At 64.1% G+C, this 15,256-nt stretch carries 14 protein-coding genes; 9 read left to right on the top strand and 5 right to left on the bottom strand.

Features of this window, described 5'->3' with window-relative positions:
* Positions 1-75: 75 nt before the first annotated feature.
* Positions 76-636, bottom strand: coding sequence for a DUF1707 SHOCT-like domain-containing protein (locus Cocul_RS10955; RefSeq protein ID WP_160318515.1), 561 nt, complete (start codon positions 634-636; stop codon positions 76-78).
* A 40-nt stretch (positions 637-676) separates the two neighbouring features.
* Positions 677-3,388: a (Fe-S)-binding protein gene (locus Cocul_RS10950; RefSeq protein ID WP_055123323.1), complete on the bottom strand. Its 2,712-nt coding sequence runs from the start codon at positions 3,386-3,388 to the stop codon at positions 677-679.
* Between the two features lie 485 nt (positions 3,389-3,873).
* Between Cocul_RS10950 and Cocul_RS10945 the strand changes: the two genes are divergently transcribed.
* Together Cocul_RS10945 and Cocul_RS10940 are read left to right on the top strand one after the other, a co-directional pair.
* On the top strand, positions 3,874-4,200 hold the full coding sequence (locus Cocul_RS10945) for a type II toxin-antitoxin system HicB family antitoxin (RefSeq protein WP_055123427.1): 327 nt from the start codon (positions 3,874-3,876) through the stop codon (positions 4,198-4,200).
* A gap of 1,120 nt (positions 4,201-5,320) precedes the next feature.
* Positions 5,321-5,626, top strand: a complete 306-nt coding sequence (locus tag Cocul_RS10940) for a hypothetical protein (protein ID WP_150114471.1) — start codon at positions 5,321-5,323, stop codon at positions 5,624-5,626.
* A 50-nt stretch (positions 5,627-5,676) separates the two neighbouring features.
* On the opposite strand, the gene Cocul_RS10935 is transcribed toward Cocul_RS10940, so the two are convergent.
* Positions 5,677-7,407 (bottom strand): alkaline phosphatase D family protein, encoded by a 1,731-nt coding sequence (locus Cocul_RS10935; protein WP_055123321.1) that lies wholly within the window; start codon positions 7,405-7,407, stop codon positions 5,677-5,679.
* 367 nt (positions 7,408-7,774) lie between these two features.
* Between Cocul_RS10935 and Cocul_RS10930 the strand changes: the two genes are divergently transcribed.
* From Cocul_RS10930 to Cocul_RS10900, 7 genes are read left to right on the top strand one after another with little or no spacing between them, the layout of a single operon-like run.
* Positions 7,775-9,466 carry a nitrite/sulfite reductase gene (locus tag Cocul_RS10930; RefSeq protein ID WP_055123320.1) on the top strand — a complete coding sequence of 564 codons (1,692 nt, stop codon included), beginning with the start codon at positions 7,775-7,777 and terminating at the stop codon, positions 9,464-9,466.
* Positions 9,463-9,702 carry a hypothetical protein gene (locus Cocul_RS10925; protein ID WP_055123319.1) on the top strand — a complete coding sequence of 80 codons (240 nt, stop codon included), beginning with the start codon at positions 9,463-9,465 and terminating at the stop codon, positions 9,700-9,702. The genes Cocul_RS10930 and Cocul_RS10925 overlap by 4 nt, the downstream gene beginning before the upstream one ends.
* Positions 9,699-10,478, top strand: coding sequence for a phosphoadenylyl-sulfate reductase (locus Cocul_RS10920; protein WP_055123318.1), 780 nt, complete (start codon positions 9,699-9,701; stop codon positions 10,476-10,478). The genes Cocul_RS10925 and Cocul_RS10920 overlap by 4 nt, the downstream gene beginning before the upstream one ends.
* On the top strand, positions 10,475-11,371 hold the full coding sequence (gene cysD / locus Cocul_RS10915) for a sulfate adenylyltransferase subunit CysD (protein ID WP_055123317.1): 897 nt from the start codon (positions 10,475-10,477) through the stop codon (positions 11,369-11,371). Before Cocul_RS10920 ends, cysD begins: the two co-directional genes overlap by 4 nt.
* Complete coding sequence (locus Cocul_RS10910) at positions 11,371-12,618, top strand: sulfate adenylyltransferase subunit 1 (RefSeq protein ID WP_055123316.1); 1,248 nt, start codon at positions 11,371-11,373, stop codon at positions 12,616-12,618. Before cysD ends, Cocul_RS10910 begins: the two co-directional genes overlap by 1 nt.
* Positions 12,615-13,340 (top strand): sirohydrochlorin chelatase, encoded by a 726-nt coding sequence (locus tag Cocul_RS10905; RefSeq protein ID WP_055123315.1) that lies wholly within the window; start codon positions 12,615-12,617, stop codon positions 13,338-13,340. Before Cocul_RS10910 ends, Cocul_RS10905 begins: the two co-directional genes overlap by 4 nt.
* On the top strand, positions 13,340-14,248 hold the full coding sequence (locus Cocul_RS10900) for a sulfite exporter TauE/SafE family protein (protein ID WP_055123314.1): 909 nt from the start codon (positions 13,340-13,342) through the stop codon (positions 14,246-14,248). The genes Cocul_RS10905 and Cocul_RS10900 overlap by 1 nt, the downstream gene beginning before the upstream one ends.
* A 406-nt stretch (positions 14,249-14,654) precedes the next feature.
* On the opposite strand, the gene Cocul_RS12040 is transcribed toward Cocul_RS10900, so the two are convergent.
* Positions 14,655-14,987: a HigA family addiction module antitoxin gene (locus Cocul_RS12040; RefSeq protein WP_082422299.1), complete on the bottom strand. Its 333-nt coding sequence runs from the start codon at positions 14,985-14,987 to the stop codon at positions 14,655-14,657.
* Positions 14,988-15,006: 19 nt separating this feature from the next.
* Complete coding sequence (locus Cocul_RS12035) at positions 15,007-15,240, bottom strand: type II toxin-antitoxin system RelE/ParE family toxin (protein WP_150114470.1); 234 nt, start codon at positions 15,238-15,240, stop codon at positions 15,007-15,009.
* Between the last annotated feature and the right edge of the window lie 16 nt (positions 15,241-15,256).

Genomic DNA, 15,256 nt, shown 5'->3' with positions numbered 1-15,256 from the left:
TAGATTGTCACTACCGCAGGTCAGGGCGCATACAATGTTGCGACAATCGTGTCAGAACATTGTCACTTGGTGTTGCTACTGACGCCGCTGCATGGTGCTCCGCGCAAAGTTGTAGGCGCTGTTCTTCAACTCGTGCTGGAGTTCTAGGCGCTGCGCGCGCCGCTCGATGGCGCGTTGACGCTCGGCTTCTTTGATCTCCCGAACCCGCCGCTTGTTCAAGGCCCGGGGGCTAGGGGCATTCCACGCGGACGGGCCGATCTTGAGTATGTAGAGCAGGACGAAGACGGTGGGAATGGCCACCAGGGCCGCAGTGGGATTCTGATTGGCAAAGGAGATCCACAGAGCAATGATGGAGGTCAGCGCCAGAATCCCAGCCTTGGGATACCGGGAGGCCTGCCGAGCGGCCTCAATCTCCTCGGCGGAATATACCTGGACGGACTTATCCACCTGGTGAACCGGCAGCGGAGGAAGATCAATAAAAAGCTGTTCGATTTCGTAACGATACTGTGCGCGGGCTGCGGCCTGGCAGCGGGCATCGTATTCATCCACCCCGAGGCGTCCCTGGGAAAAGGCAGTGCCCAGGAGGGACATAGCCTGGGCACGCTCATCATCGCTGAGACGAACACGATCATTCATGGTGCTCATCCTATCGCAGGAAAGCGCTTTTGGAGCAGGGCTATGCTCCGGGAGGCGGCACTGCGCCACCCGGCTTCGGCACGGCATTGCCTGGTTGCGGCGGGGTAGGAACAGATTGGCTGGGCTTGGGGACGGTGCTTCCTGGGCGTGGTACCGAGTTACCGGGCCGGGGCGGGGTAGGAACGGCGCTGCCGGGGGCTGGTGCGGAGCCTCCTGGGGGTGGCACTGCGCCGCCGGGTTGTGGCGGGGTAGGAACCGAACTCTCCTGCCGGGGCACTGCGTTCCCAGGCTGAGGAGGCGTGGGGGCAGAACCACCAGGAACGGGCACCGCACTACCTGGCCGTGGAACAGAAGCACCGGGTTTGGGCACGGCGCTTCCAGGTTGCGGTGGCGCAGGTGTGGCTGCACCGGGGGTGGGCACCGCACCACCCGGTTGCGGAATGGGGGGCGTCGGCGGCACGGGCGCGCCCCCCGGAACGGGAACCGCGCCACCGGGCTGCGGTACCGCTGTCCCCGAGGGGGTGGGGGGCGGAGTCGAAGCGGGAGCCGGTACCTTACTTTGCTCGGGAGCGGGCGGCGTCGATAGTTTCTTCGGAGTGAGCGGCAGCGCGGTGCGCACGGGGGCATCGAGGAACTCGCGTTCGCGCGGGGCGGGCAGGTGACCATCGACCAGCACGGAATCCCGCAACATGCGGGCGACGTCGCGCACCACCGGAGCCTGGGAGGGCTCCTCGCTCAGCGCCTTGACTCCGCCGCTCATCATGGTGTTGCAGAAGGGGCAGCCGACGGCGATTTCTTCCGCCCCGGTGTTCAGCGCCTGCTGGGTGCGAAACTCGTTGATGCGGGTGCCGAGTTTTTCTTCCATGAACATGCGCGCGCCACCGGCGCCGCAGCAGAAGGCCTCGTTGCGGTTGCGATCCATCTCGCGGAGTTCCATGCCGGTGGCCCCGAGGAGCGCGCGGGGAGGATCAAAAACCTTGTTGTGGCGGCCCAGAAAGCAGGGATCGTGGTACGTGATGGGCTTGCGGTTATGTGGGCCGCGCGGCACGGGGGTCAGGCGCTTTTCGCGCACCAGGCGATTGAGTAATTGCGTGTGATGGAAAACGTCGTAGTGCCCGTCAAAGTCCGGGTACTCGTTGCGCAGGGTGTTAAAACAGTGCGGGCAGGTGGTGATGATTTTGCGCTGGCCCTGGGGAACGCCCTCAAAGGTGTTATTAAGAGTGGCGATGGTGTCGGTGGCCAACATCTGAAACAGGAACTCGTTGCCCGCGCGGCGGGCGGGATCGCCGGTGCAATTTTCTCCCGTGGAGAGGACAGCAAACTTCACCCCGGCGGTGTGGAGCAATTCCACCACGGCGCGGGTGGTCTTTTTGCCCTCATCGTCAAAGGCACCGGCGCAGCCCACCCAGAAGAGATACTCGGTATCGGAGAAGTCCATGACATCCTCGCCCACCACGGGCACCTCTATGCCATCGCGACGGGCCTCCTCCACCCAGGTGGCGCGCTCGGCGGAATTACGCCCCCAGGGGTTGCCCTTGACCTCAAGGTTCTTGAACATTCCCGCCAATTCCGAGGGAAAATCGGAATCCACCAGCACCTGGAATCGGCGCATATCGGTGATGTGGTCTATGTGCTCAATATCCACCGGACACTGTTCCACGCAGGCACCGCAATTGGTGCAACTCCACAGCACATCGGGGTGAACGGCCTGATTCTGGCCCACTAATTTCAGCACGTCCACTCCGGCCTCGGAGGAATCTGCCTGATACAGGGAAGGATCGCGCAGATACTTCTCATTATCTAAGGCCACGTCCCGCAGGGAGGTCATCAATAACTTGGGGCTTAGCGGCTTATCCGTATTCCACGCCGGGCACAATTCCTGGCAGCGTCCGCACTCGGTGCAGGTGGTGGCGTCGAGAAGCATCTTCCAGGGAGCCTGGGGCAGCGTGCCGACGCCCACCTGCTCCCCCTCCTCGGCATCGTCCAGGGAGACCGGTTGGAGCGGGCCGAGGGGACGCTCGCGGCGGAAGAAGATGGTGAAAAACGCCAGGAAGCGGTGCCAGCCCACGCCCCAATTCAGGTGCAGGGCCACGGCCACGAGAAAGACCATGCCGTCCAGCAGTTTTGCCAGGGCGAACGCACTGACCAGCACCGGCGAGGCCGGCAGCAGCGCGGCGAGGCGGATACTCAGGAAGTCCGCCCACGGGGAACCACCGCCATAGGCGGCGATCTTGGCGGCCTTGACCAGCAACATTCCCAGGGCCTCGGTAGCCACCACGGCCTCGATCAGGCGGGCCGCAGTGGGATTAGAGCCATAGAAGCGACTGCCCTTATCCGTGTGTCCCAGGCGCAGGCGCACGCCGATGAGCAGCGCGATCCCCAGCAGCGTGCCCACCGCCAGCACCTCCTCCGCGAAGTGATACGGCGGCCAATGGTGCAGCAGCGGCCACCCCCCGGCGGGATAAAAGGCCTGGATATAGGCCTCAAACCACACCACGGCGCCAAAGAGGAACCCCACCATCACCGCCCAGTGCGCGGCCCCCACCCACGGCTTTTTCATCATGCGCGGGTGCGCGAACACCTCCACCAGCACGCGGCCCAGGCGGCGCAACGGGTGAGAGAACCGGCCGGGGGAGGTGGTGCCGGAGGAAATCAGCCGGAAGATGCGCCAGGCGGCGCGGATAAAGAGGAACCATGCGGGCAGCGAGAGCAGCACGCCGAGGCTACCGAGGACAAAGGTGGTGGAGGTCATGCCTTCTAGGGGGTGGGGAACGGGAAACGGTGTTCCCCTTACCTTAAAGGGTGGACGGCGCGGTGCCCTAAGAATTAAGCCATGAGTGAGCCGTAGGTCTCATGGGGGAAGGTTCCGCGCAGCGCCGGGGAGGGTGTCTGACTTCCTGCCGATTCAACTCTCAGGTTCGGGTGGGCGTCACAACTGCCGCACTAATATAGTACCGCATGTAGTATCATTTCTGCGTGCGCGAAGAGAAGGCCCTGCTCATGCTCGATAGTTTCCGTAGCTCGCCTGCTAACGTGCGGTTCTCTGACCTGGAGAAAAATATGTAGCCATTTCTTTGGGGAGCCTCGATCCCGGCGTGGGCCACACCAGGTGTATCGGATGCCGTGGCCGGGAGACCCCCGAGTCAATATCCAAAACGATCATGGCAAGGCCAAGAAATACCAGGTTGAGCAGGTGCTTCGGGCTATAGAAAAGTTGCAGAAGGAAGGACGATGATGATGGATGCGGAGAAGTACACCTACCAGGTCTTTTGGTCGGAGGAAGATCAAGAGTATGTGGCGACGGTTCTAGAGTTTCCTTCCCTATCGTGGTTAGCCCCGCTGCGCCGTGAAGCTGAGGACGGACTGGTGAACCTCGTTGCGGATGTACTTGAGGATATGAAGGAAAGCGGAGAGGCTGTTCCTACCCCTTTTGGGGCGCAGACCTACTCCGGGAAGTTTCAGGTACGCACCTCCCATTCTCTGCATCGAGATCTGGTTATGGAGGCGGCACGAGAGGGAGTTTCTCTCAACGCGCTGATTAATCGGAAACTCTCTTCTGTGTAGTGGGCGTTGTGTAGCGGAGCGGTGATTCCATGATCGGCTCCGTAGGCGCTCTTTGGGTGTCGGACGGATCGTTTTCTTGTATGGGGCGAGGCCGTGCAAGGCGCAGTGTGGTACTTTCCTGCCTGTATGGGAGGCGCGGAGGGGAGCGCTGCTTGGGGGTAGGGCTGTACCACGCCAGAGTGATTGCCTTCATTGGTGGCTGCACTGATCCCTGTCTAGAAAAATGCAAGAAATCTACGGTGGAATCGGTGGTGAGATTAATCTGAACAATCGTGACATTATTTCTTTACTTCCTTGCTTTTATCTGAGCGTGGGTGTGTGATGCTTCTGTAGAATCTTTGCTACTTTTCTAGTCGAAGGGGCGGGTGGGATATTCTGTGTTATATCTTATCTGGTATCGCTTGACCTTTCTTTGAGAGGAAAGAACATGGTGAATAGAAAGAACGTCAGTACTTCCTGCTGGGGGATGCCTGCTGAGGTGGCGCGAGGTTCCTATGGAAAGATTGTCTGCTCGATGATCTTGGGGGCGGGGCTGCTTGTGGCCTGTAGCTCTGGTGACGGGGGAGAGGTGAGCGGTGCTTCTGTGCAGGCGGAGGCTCCCGTGACATCTACTGCGGTGAGGTCTGCTGGGGAAACGGAAAAGAACGTGGAAACCCCGACCACGGTGAATTCGGAGAGCACTCCACGCGCAGATGCTAAGCGGGAAAACGCGGATACGTGTGGGGAGTTGGCTTCTTTGGGTAAGAGTGGTCGTATTGTGTGGGATAAATATGAGAGTAAACCTGGGGATTCCGTAGTGGGGTATTGTGATGGGCAATGGGCTGAGGCGGGGATAGGTGGTACTGACGGAACCGGATCGCCTTTGTTCTGGGACGGTTCCACGTGGCAATCGGTGTCGGCCAAATCTAACGGTGGTACTGCGGCAGCCTGTTGGGACACGCAGGCCCTTGCGGCACAGGGTGCACCCCAGGGGGTTATCGATTTGGTGCCCGATTGCAGTGATTACCAAGAGCCACGGCAGACCGCACAGAACGCGCCTCAACAAACTGCTTCTTTAGCCGGCGTAGAAAGCCTGGCTGCTTACGAGCAGCCCCAGTGCGATGGCCGGTACATCACGATTGTGGATAGCGTTGTTCTCCCCGAGCGCCTCCCTGGGGAGGATCAGGTGGTGCAGCAGCGTCTCAATAACTATCCGGTAGCCAAGACCGCCAAGCCGGGGGCGTGTCCGTCCTTGCGGGCCAACAAGCCGGATAGTCAGGGCCGCTCGTTCATTGATGCGGAATATGACGGCGGGTACATCATTCCCATCTATTACGATTACGGCGCGGATCGCTCTGCGGCGTGCGCCGCCGCCCAGCAGTATTCGGGCGCTTACGCGCGCCAACTCACTCAGGTGGAGGGGGATTACAACAACCCCTGTGGCTGAGTCGGCCAGACGCTCACCCAAGCTTCTTGAAGCCCGCCCCAGAAAAGCCCTTACACCCGCACCGCCCCCGGCTGCCCGGCCAGCGCCTGGTAGCTGGGCCCGGCGAAGAAGGGAGTGTCGGGGTGCAGCACGTCGGCGGTGTAGAACCAGTCGGCGCGCACGGCCTGGGGCGTGACGTCGATGGTCATGTACCCGTGGTGCTCAAAGTCGATCATCTTGTACCAGGGGTCCATGAATTTCAGGGCCTCCTGGGCCATGCCCACTACGCCGCGCATGGACTCCGCGAGTTCTGGTTTGGAGGCCACGCTCTCGAAGAATCCGGGGGCGCTGATGGAGGGGGTCACGAACTCGGTGGCGGCGGCCTGTCCGCCGCGCTGGGCGCGGTAGGAGAAGATGTCGCGGGGGATGTCGCTGGCCCAGGAGGAGTGGATGTCTCCGGTGAGGAATACCACGTTGTTCATGCCGTTGCCGGCGATGAGGTCGATGATGCGCTGGCGCTCGGCCATGAAGCCGTCCCACTGATCCGTGTTGAGGGGGAAGCCTTGGTCGGGCACGCCGAGTTTGTCTACCAGCCAGGAGTGCACGCGGGGGTCGATGCTGTCCGGCAGGGTCATGGGGGCGAACATGACCTCGTTGGCCACGATCTGCCATTGGGCGGTGGAGGCGGTGAGGGAGTCGGAGAACCACTGGAATTGTTCGGAGCCGAGCATGGAGCGCTCGGGGTTGGCGGCCTCGCGGAGGAAGTCCGGGTTGGTGTTGGTGCGGTTGGCCTCGCCGTATTGGAGCAGTTGGATGTCTCGGTAGGAGCGGAGGTCGGGGATGATGAACTCGAAGAGGCTTCCGTAGCGCAGGGTGCGGTAGAGGCGCTGGCTGAGCCCGGAGGAGTCCGGGCCGGAGGGGCGCACGGGCATCCACTCGAAGTAGGCACGGCTGGCCTCGGCCTTGATGGCGGCAAAGACGTCGTCTTTTTCGGCGGAGTTGCCGCCTAGTCCCTCGCGCCAGGCGTTGTCCCCGAACTCGTGGTCGTCCCAGATGGCGATCATGGGTTTGGCGGCGTGGAGGTCCGCGAGGTCGGGGTCGAGGTGGTAGATGCCCTGGCGGATGCGGTAATCGGCCAGGGTGCGGGTGCGGTTGGCGGGTTGCACGGTGCGCACCTGGGTGTCGTAGAGGCCGTTGTATCCGCCGGTCTCGTATTCGTAGGTGTAATCGCCCAGGTGGAGCACAAATTGGATGTCTTCGCGCTCGGCCATGTCGCGGTAGCCGCGGAAGTAGCCGGATTCGAAGTTGGAGCAGCTTGCTACGCCGAAGCGCGCGTGGGTGGCGGCGGTACCGTCGGCGGGCATGGTGCGGGTGCGGCCGGTGCGGGAGTAGGTGCCGGCGGCGGGGCCGTCGATAATGCGGAAGCGGTAGAAGTACGCGGTGTCGGGTTTGAGGCCCTGGACGTCGATTTTCACGGTGTGGTCGGTGTCCGTGGTGGCGGGGTATTCGCCGTGCTGCGCGGGGACGGTGAACTCGGCGTCGGTGGCTACCTCCCAGGCCACGCGGGTGTCCGGGCCGATGCCGGAGCCGGGAAGGGCCTCCGGGGTGGGGGTGACGCGCGTCCAGATGATGACGGCCTCGGGCAGCGGATCGCCTGATGCCACGGAGTGCTGGAAGGGGGCGCCGGGTTCCTCGGCGCGGGCGCGGGGGAAGTTGCGGCCCACGGTGGTGGCGCCTAGCGTGGCGACGCCCAGAAGGCTGGCGCTTTTGAGGAAGTTGCGGCGGGCGATGTGCGTGTTCACGGGGCCTCCTGAAAGCGGCGGGAAACGGGGAACAGTGGGATACCTCTAGGTAGGCTAATCCCGGTGGGGCGGGGAGGATAATGCGGCGAAGCGGGGCGGGGGAAAGTTCACTCAAAGTTTCCGTGGCGTTATTTCTTGTTTACTTTCCGTTTGCTTGGCGCTTGCGGGGCAAGATAGACAGGTTGGTCTGGGTGTATTTATTTTCACGCCCGTTTTTCTTGTGTTTATGCAGTTGGGAGGAGGTATTGCGGGCGGTTAGTAGTATAGACAGATCGGAACATTCTTTATAGACCGATCGGTATGACTATGGTGGTGCACACTTCCCGAACCGTTCTTTGTCACACCGTTTCCCAAGGAGCCACGCACCATGGCACCACACACCGCAACCCGCCCTCGCCCCGCCAGCCGCCCCCGCAGGGCCCCCAAGCCCGAGGGGCAGTGGAAGATCGACGGGCGCAGCCCGCTCAACGATGACGAGCGCATCAAGCAACAAGAGGACGCCTTTGCCATCAAGCAGCGCGTGATCGACGTTTATTCCCAGCAAGGCTTTGAATCCATCGCCGCAGAGGACATGGCCCCGCGCCTGAAGTGGCTGGGCATCTACACTCAGCGTCGCCAGGATCTGGGCGGGGAATACACCGGGCAGCTGGATAACTCCGAGTTGCAGGACAAATACTTCATGATGCGGGTGCGCTTCGACGGCGGCCAGGCCAGCCCGGAGCGGTTGCGCGTGGTGGGGGAAATTTCCCGCGATTACGCGCGCGGCACGGCGGACTTCACGGATCGCCAGAATATCCAGTTGCATTGGATCCGCATCGAGGACGTCCCCGCGATCTGGGAGAGGCTCGACTCCGTGGGCCTTTCCACCCTCATGGGCTGCGGTGACGTGCCGCGCGTGATCCTGGGCTCCCCGGTGGCCGGGGTGGCCGCTGAGGAGATCATCGATGCCACCCCCGCCATCGAGGAAATCCTGGAACGCTACGTGGGCACGGAGGAATTCGCTAACCTCCCGCGCAAGTTCAAGACCGCCATTTCCGGACACGCCCGCCAGGACGTCACCCATGAGATCCAGGACGTCTCCTTTGTGGCCTCCGTGCACCCCGAGCACGGCGCGGGCTTCGAGTGCTTTGTGGGCGGCGGCCTGTCCACCAATCCCATGCTGGCCCAGCCGCTCGGCGCGTGGATTCCCCTGGACGAGGTGCCCCGCGTGTGGGCCGGGGTGGCGGGCATCTTCCGCGATTATGGTTTCCGCCGCCTGCGCAACCGCGCCCGCCTGAAGTTTCTGGTGGCCCAGTGGGGCGTGGAGAAGTTCCGCGAGGTGCTGGAGCGCGAGTACCTGGGGTATTCGCTTATCGACGGCCCCGCCATCACCACCAACCCGGGCAACAGGGATCACATCGGCGCGCACCCGCAAAAGAACGGCCTGTTCTATCTGGGCGTGAAGCCCACCGTGGGACACACCACGGGGGAACAACTCATCGCCGTGGCCGAGGTGGCCGAGCGCTTTGGGATCACCCGGATCCGCACCACCGTGGACAAGGAACTGCTCTTCCTCGATGTCCCCCGCGAGCGGCTGGCCGATCTGGCCGCCGCGCTCGACGAGGTAGGGCTGTATTCCGCGCCGAGCGAGTTCCGCCGGGGAATCATCTCCTGCACCGGCCTGGAGTTCTGCAAACTAGCGCACGTGACCACCAAGGCCCGCGCCATTGCCCTGGTGGACGAGTTAGAAGAGCGGCTGGGGGACGTGGACGTGCCGCTAAAAATCTCCCTGAACGGCTGCCCCAATTCCTGCGCCCGCACGCAGGTATCGGACATCGGCCTCAAGGGGCAAACCGTGACGGACGCGGACGGCAACCGCGTGGAGGGCTTCCAGGTGCACCTGGGCGGCTCCATGTCCCTCGACCCCAACTTTGGCCGCAAGCTCAAGGGGCACAAGGTGGTGGCCGAGGAACTGGGCGACTACGTGGTGCGCGTGGTCACCGCCTTCAAGGAACAGCGCGAACCCGGCGAGCAGTTCCGGCACTGGGTGACCCGCGCCGACGAGGAGGCCCTGCGATGAGCCTGCGCAGAAAGCCCAACCCCAACCGCAACCACCCCCTGTACTGCCCCTATTGCGCCGGGGAACAACTCTTCCCCGACGCTCACACCGAGTTCGCCTGGCTGTGCGCCGAGTGCCTGCGGGTATTCGAGGTGAAGTACCACGGCCAGGACGATCCCCCAGAGCGCCCCGCTCCCTCTCTTTCCACGGCCCAGGCCCTACGACGATCGCTACAGCGACACAAGGAGGAACAATGACCGCCCGCGTGAATCTGCTGGGTGGACCCGCCGCCCGCGACCCCGAGGTCTCCCCCGAGGGGCCGCGCACCACCGCGCCCCTGCCCGAGGACATAGCCGCAAAGAACGCCGAGTTGGTGGAGCGCCACGCCGCCGATCTCTACGACGCGGACGCCGCCACCATCATGGGTTGGGCCCGCGAGCACGCCCCCGGCGCGGTGGCGATCACCCTCTCCATGGAAAACACCGTGCTCGCGGAACTGGCCGCCCGCCACCTGCCCGAGGCGGACTTCTTGTTCCTGGACACCGGATACCATTTCCCGGAGACGCTGGCGGTAGCGGGGGGCGTCGATAAGCGCTACCCGCAACGCCTGGTCACGGTGCGGCCCCTGCTGGACAGAAAGCAACAGGACGCCGCCTACGGGCGCGACTTATACCGCACGCACCCCACGGCCTGCTGCCGCATGCGCAAGGTGGAGCCGCTGGCGCGGGCGCTCTCCCCCTACGCCGGGTGGGTGACCGGGCTGCGCCGTGCCGACGCCCCCACCAGGGCGCAGGCCCCGGCGCTGTCCCTCGACGCCACGGGCAGGCTGAAGATCTCCCCGCTCGTCACCTGGACGCTGGCGGATACCCAGCGCTACATCGAGCGCCACCGCCTCATCGAGCACCCCCTGACCCACCGGGGGTACCCCTCCATCGGCTGCGCCACCTGCACCCTGCCCGTGGCCGAGGGGGAGGACCCCCGCGCCGGGCGTTGGGCCCACTCCACCAAGACAGAATGCGGATTACACTCATGAGCCTTTCCCCACATTTACGAGACCTGGAAAATGAATCCCTCCACATCCTGCGGGAGGTGGCCGGGCAGTTTGATAAAGCCGCCCTGCTCTTTTCCGGCGGCAAGGATTCCGTGGTGGTTTTTGAACTCGCCCGGCGGGCCTTCGCCCCGGCTCCCGTCCCCTTTGAACTCCTCCACGTGGATACCGGATACAACTTTCCCGAGGTCCTCGCGTTCCGCGACGCCCTGGTGGAGCGCACCGGCGCGCGCCTGCGCGTGGCCCGGGTGCAGGACTGGATTGATCGCGGTGACCTGCGTGAACGTCCCGATGGCACCCGCAACCCCCTTCAAACCGTGCCCCTGGTGGAGACCATCGCGCAGCAGGGCTATGACGCCGTGCTGGGCGGGGCGCGCCGCGATGAGGAACGCGCCCGCGCCAAGGAAAGGGTGTTCTCCGTGCGCGATTCCTTTGGCGGCTGGGACCCGCGCCGCCAGCGGCCGGAATTGTGGTCGCTGTATAACGGCGCGCACCTTCCGGGGGAGAATATCCGCGTTTTTCCCATTTCCAACTGGACGGAAACGGACGTCTGGGAGTACATCGGGGCGCGCGAAATAGAACTGCCCTCCCTGTACTTTTCCCACGAGCGGGAGGTGTTTCACCGTGACGGCATGTGGCTCACCCCCGGCCCCTGGGGCGGGCCCCGCGCGGGGGAGGAGGTGCAGCGCCGCCGGGTGCGGTACCGCACCGTGGGGGACATGTCCTGCACCGGGGCCGTGGACTCCACCGCCGCCACCGTGGCGGACGTGATAGCCGAGATCGCCACCTCCACCCTGACCGAGCGCGGTGCCACCCGCGCCGATGACCGGCTCAGCGAATCCGCGATGGAGGATCGCAAAAAGGAAGGGTATTTCTGATGAGCACTATTACTTCTGCCCCCGCTTCCTCCCCTGGTTTCGGCGCGGCCCTCGTCCGGCGCGAGACGCTGCGGCTGTGCACCGCCGGTTCCGTGGATGACGGCAAATCCACCTTCGTGGGCCGCCTGCTGCACGATACGCACTCGGTGTTGGCCGATCAGCTCGCCGCCGTGGAACGCACCTCTACCGAGCGCGGCTTCCAGGGCCTTGATCTATCCCTCCTCGTGGACGGTCTGCGCGCCGAGCGCGAGCAGGGGATCACCATCGACGTCGCCTACCGCTACTTTTCCACCCCCGCCCGCACCTTTATCCTGGCGGATACCCCAGGCCACGTGCAGTACACCCGCAACACGGTCACCGGCATGTCCACCTCGCAGGCCGTGGTGCTGCTGGTGGACGCGCGCCACGGGATCGTGGAGCAAACCCGCCGCCACCTCACCGTGGCCGGTCTGCTGGGCATAAACCACCTGGTGTTGGCGGTGAACAAGATAGACTTGGTGGGTTTCTCCGAGGAGGTTTTCCACGCCATCGAGGCGGAGTTCGTGGCCCTGGCGCGGGAGCTCGACATTGAGCACGTCCGGGTGGTGCCCATCTCCGCCCTGCACGGGGACAACGTGGCGCAGCCCTCCACCCGCATGGCCTGGTATGAGGGCCCCACGGTGCTGGGAGTTTTAGAGGCCATCCCGGTGGACGCCGGGCGCGCCCAGCGCCTCCCGCTGCGCTTCCCCGTGCAGCACGTGATCCGCGAGCACGCCCAGGACTATCGCGGCTACGCGGGCCGGGTGGACGCCGGGCGGGTGTCCGTGGGCGAGGAGATCGTCACCCCCGGAGGCAGAACCGCGCGGGTCAGCCACATCGACACCGCCGACGGCCCCGCTAAGGAAGCCCGCGCCGGGCAGTCCGTGGTGCTGCGCCTGGATCGGGAGATCGACGTGGTGCGCGGCGACCTCCTGGCCACCGATCCCCCGCGCACCACCCGCTCCTTCCCCGCCACGGTGGTGGGGGTATCCGAGTCTCCCTTGAGGCCGGGCACGCTGGTGAAGGTGCGCTACGGCACCGCCCTGGAAAAGACCCGGATTACTGCCGACGCCCCCGTGGGGCTCAACGACGTTGCCCGCGTCACCGTGGAGGTGGCCCGCCCCCTCCCGGTGGAGCCCTACGCCGCGCGCGGTGCGGTGGGCGCGTTTTTGCTGATCGACGCCACCACCGGCGACACCCTGGCGGCGGGATTGGTGGCCGCACCATGACGCTCATCACCCTGGCCCACGGCTCCCGGCACCCCCTCGCGGGGGAGACGGTGTCGGCTCTTACCGCTGTTGCCGGTGCGCGGCTGGGCGTGCGGGCAGAGGCGGCCCACCTGGAACTAAGCGATCCTTTGCTACCCGCGTTAGCGACCCGCCTGGCCCGGCGTGGACACCGCAGCGCGGTGGTGGTGCCGCTGCTTTTTACCCACGCCTACCACGCGCGCCACGATGTTCCCGCTGCTCTTTTTGCAGCGCGCGGAAGCGGCCTGGACTTGACGCTGGCCTCGCCCCTTGGCCTGGGCCCGGAGGTGGAATCCGTGGTGGCTGGGGCGGTGGCCTCGGACGCTGATCCCGCCGCCCAACTGGTGTTTTACGCCGTGGGTTCCTCTAGGCCGGGGGCCAACACCGAGGTGGCGGCCCTGTGCTCGCGGGTGGCGAGGCGCACCGGGCGCGGGCACACGGTGGTCTACGCCACCGGGGCGGGCCGGGGCGTGGGGATCGCGGGGCTTTCTGAGGCGGCTCGTCGGCATAAGAACCTGCACCTGGTGCCGCTCTTTGTGGCACCGGGCCTGCTCCTGGCCAAGGCCCTGGCGGCGGCGCCGGGGATCGCGGCGCTAAGGGGTGCCACCATCGGGGTTTCGCGGCCGCTGGGCACGCTACTGGCACCCCTTGTGCAGCAGAGGTATCTGGAGGCCGAAGCCTCGGAGAAAGCGAGGGCCGCCTGATGCGAACGCTGATCCTGGTGTGCCTGGGCGGGCTTGCCGCCCAACTCGTAGACGGCGGCCTGGGCATGGGCTTCGGAGCCACCTCCACCACCATCCTCATCGCCCTGGCGGGAATCGGCCCGGCCCAGGCCTCTGCCGTGGTACACACCGCGGAACTGGGAACCACCTTGGCCTCGGGCCTGAGCCACTGGCGCTTTGGCAACGTGGACTGGCGCGTGGTGGGGTATTTGGCCATACCCGGGGCGGTGGGGGCCTTTGTGGGAGCCACGGTGCTCGCCAATGTTTCCACCGAGGCCGCCCGCCCCCTCACCGCCGCGATTCTGCTGCTCATCGGCGTGAATCTCCTGTGGCGATTCTCCAGGGGGCGGGTGCGCGCCCGCAGCCCCAAGCCACACCACCCGGGATTCCTTGTGGGGCTGGGGCTCTTCGGCGGCTTTATCGACGCCTCCGGGGGCGGCGGCTGGGGGCCGGTAACCACCTCCACCTTGCTCGGTCTCGGACGCACCGAGCCGCGCCGGGTGGTGGGGACGGTCAACACCGCCGAGTTCCTAGTGACGCTGGGGGCCGTGGCGGGGTTTGTGCTGGCGCTCTGGGAGGATCTGGTGGCGAACTTTGTGCTGGTGGGCGCCCTGCTCATCGGCGGGGTGATCGCGGCCCCGATCGCCGCCTGGTTGGTCACGCGCCTGAACCCGGCCGCGCTGGGGGTGGTGGTGGGAGCGCTCCTGGTGCTGCTCAACCTCCCCACCCTGTGCGCGCCGCTGGGGGTGCCGGGGCCGGCGGTGCTGGCGGCGCAGGTGATGGTGCTAGCCGGTGGCGTGATCCTGGCGGTGCGGGCATGGCAGCGGGCCACGCGGGAGCACCAGCCCACCGCGCGCGTGGTGGAGGAAGAGACCGTGGCGGTGGGGTGAGGGGTTCATCTTGGAGTTGCGGTTAGGTATGCACGGATCAAGTTCCTCCAGCGTCATCCCATGTGGTGTAGCGCAGTAAGCGGAATAAAGCGCGGTGGGGAGACCGGGCGTTGCCGAGGTCAGTGCTTCCACGTGGTTTTCTTTCTCAACCGTGATATGTCATGTTGCACGGGGAACATTGAGATCGGCACCGTAGTCGAGTTCTAAATTAATCTTGTTTGCCTCGTTCAGCACGCGGTCAAGGGAACATGTCAAATGGTTCGTTGCTTGTGGTGGGGCGGATGAAAGTTTGTGAGATTTCGAATGGGTAGATTATGATTCCTCCCCAATAGGTTTTCCTGCGGAGCCATGCGTGAGTGTTTCGAGAGGTGTATGTTTTGGTTGGCGATCTGGTCCTTGTTTGGAGCTAGGCGATTTTACGTGTGGGGATATTCGAGACGTCGATGGTAAGGCGGGCATGGAAAAGGTCATAGGATTGTTGTATTCCTGACCAGAACTCGGCAGAATTTCCGAAGTATGCCGCCAAGCGAACGGCGAGGGGGGCTGTGAGACTTATCTTCCCGTGAATAAGTTTTGATATTTGCGATTCGGCTACGCCAATATCCTGTGCCAGGCGGTACTGTGTGAGATTCATGGGTTCAAGGAACTCTAGGGCGAGTATTTCTCCGGGGTGCGGAGCGGGGGTAATTTCTGTATCCGCGTGGTTGTTGGTGTCAGTGGTAGTCAATGAATTCGACATTTTTTGCTCCGTGTTCTGTCTAGGTGAAGATGATGCGGTACTGGTTGTTTACGCGAATAGAATGGTAGTTGGCTAGGTTCCCTTTTAGTCGCTCTAGTCGGTTGGCTGGTGGTATCCGAAGATCATTGAGTGAGATTGCGTTATCTAGAATAGTAAGTTTACGTCGAACAATGCGCCGCAGCTCTGGAGGGATGTATCTGGGCGGTATGCCGTGAACATGGAAGAGCCGCAGGCTTTTCTCCCTAAACTCCATGATCAGATACTATCAC

It is taken from the genome of Corynebacterium oculi, from assembly GCF_001412105.1.
GTDB classification, from domain to species: domain Bacteria; phylum Actinomycetota; class Actinomycetes; order Mycobacteriales; family Mycobacteriaceae; genus Corynebacterium; species Corynebacterium oculi.
Note: the sequence above shows the minus strand (reverse complement) of the source record. Positions and strands in the feature narration are given on the sequence as shown.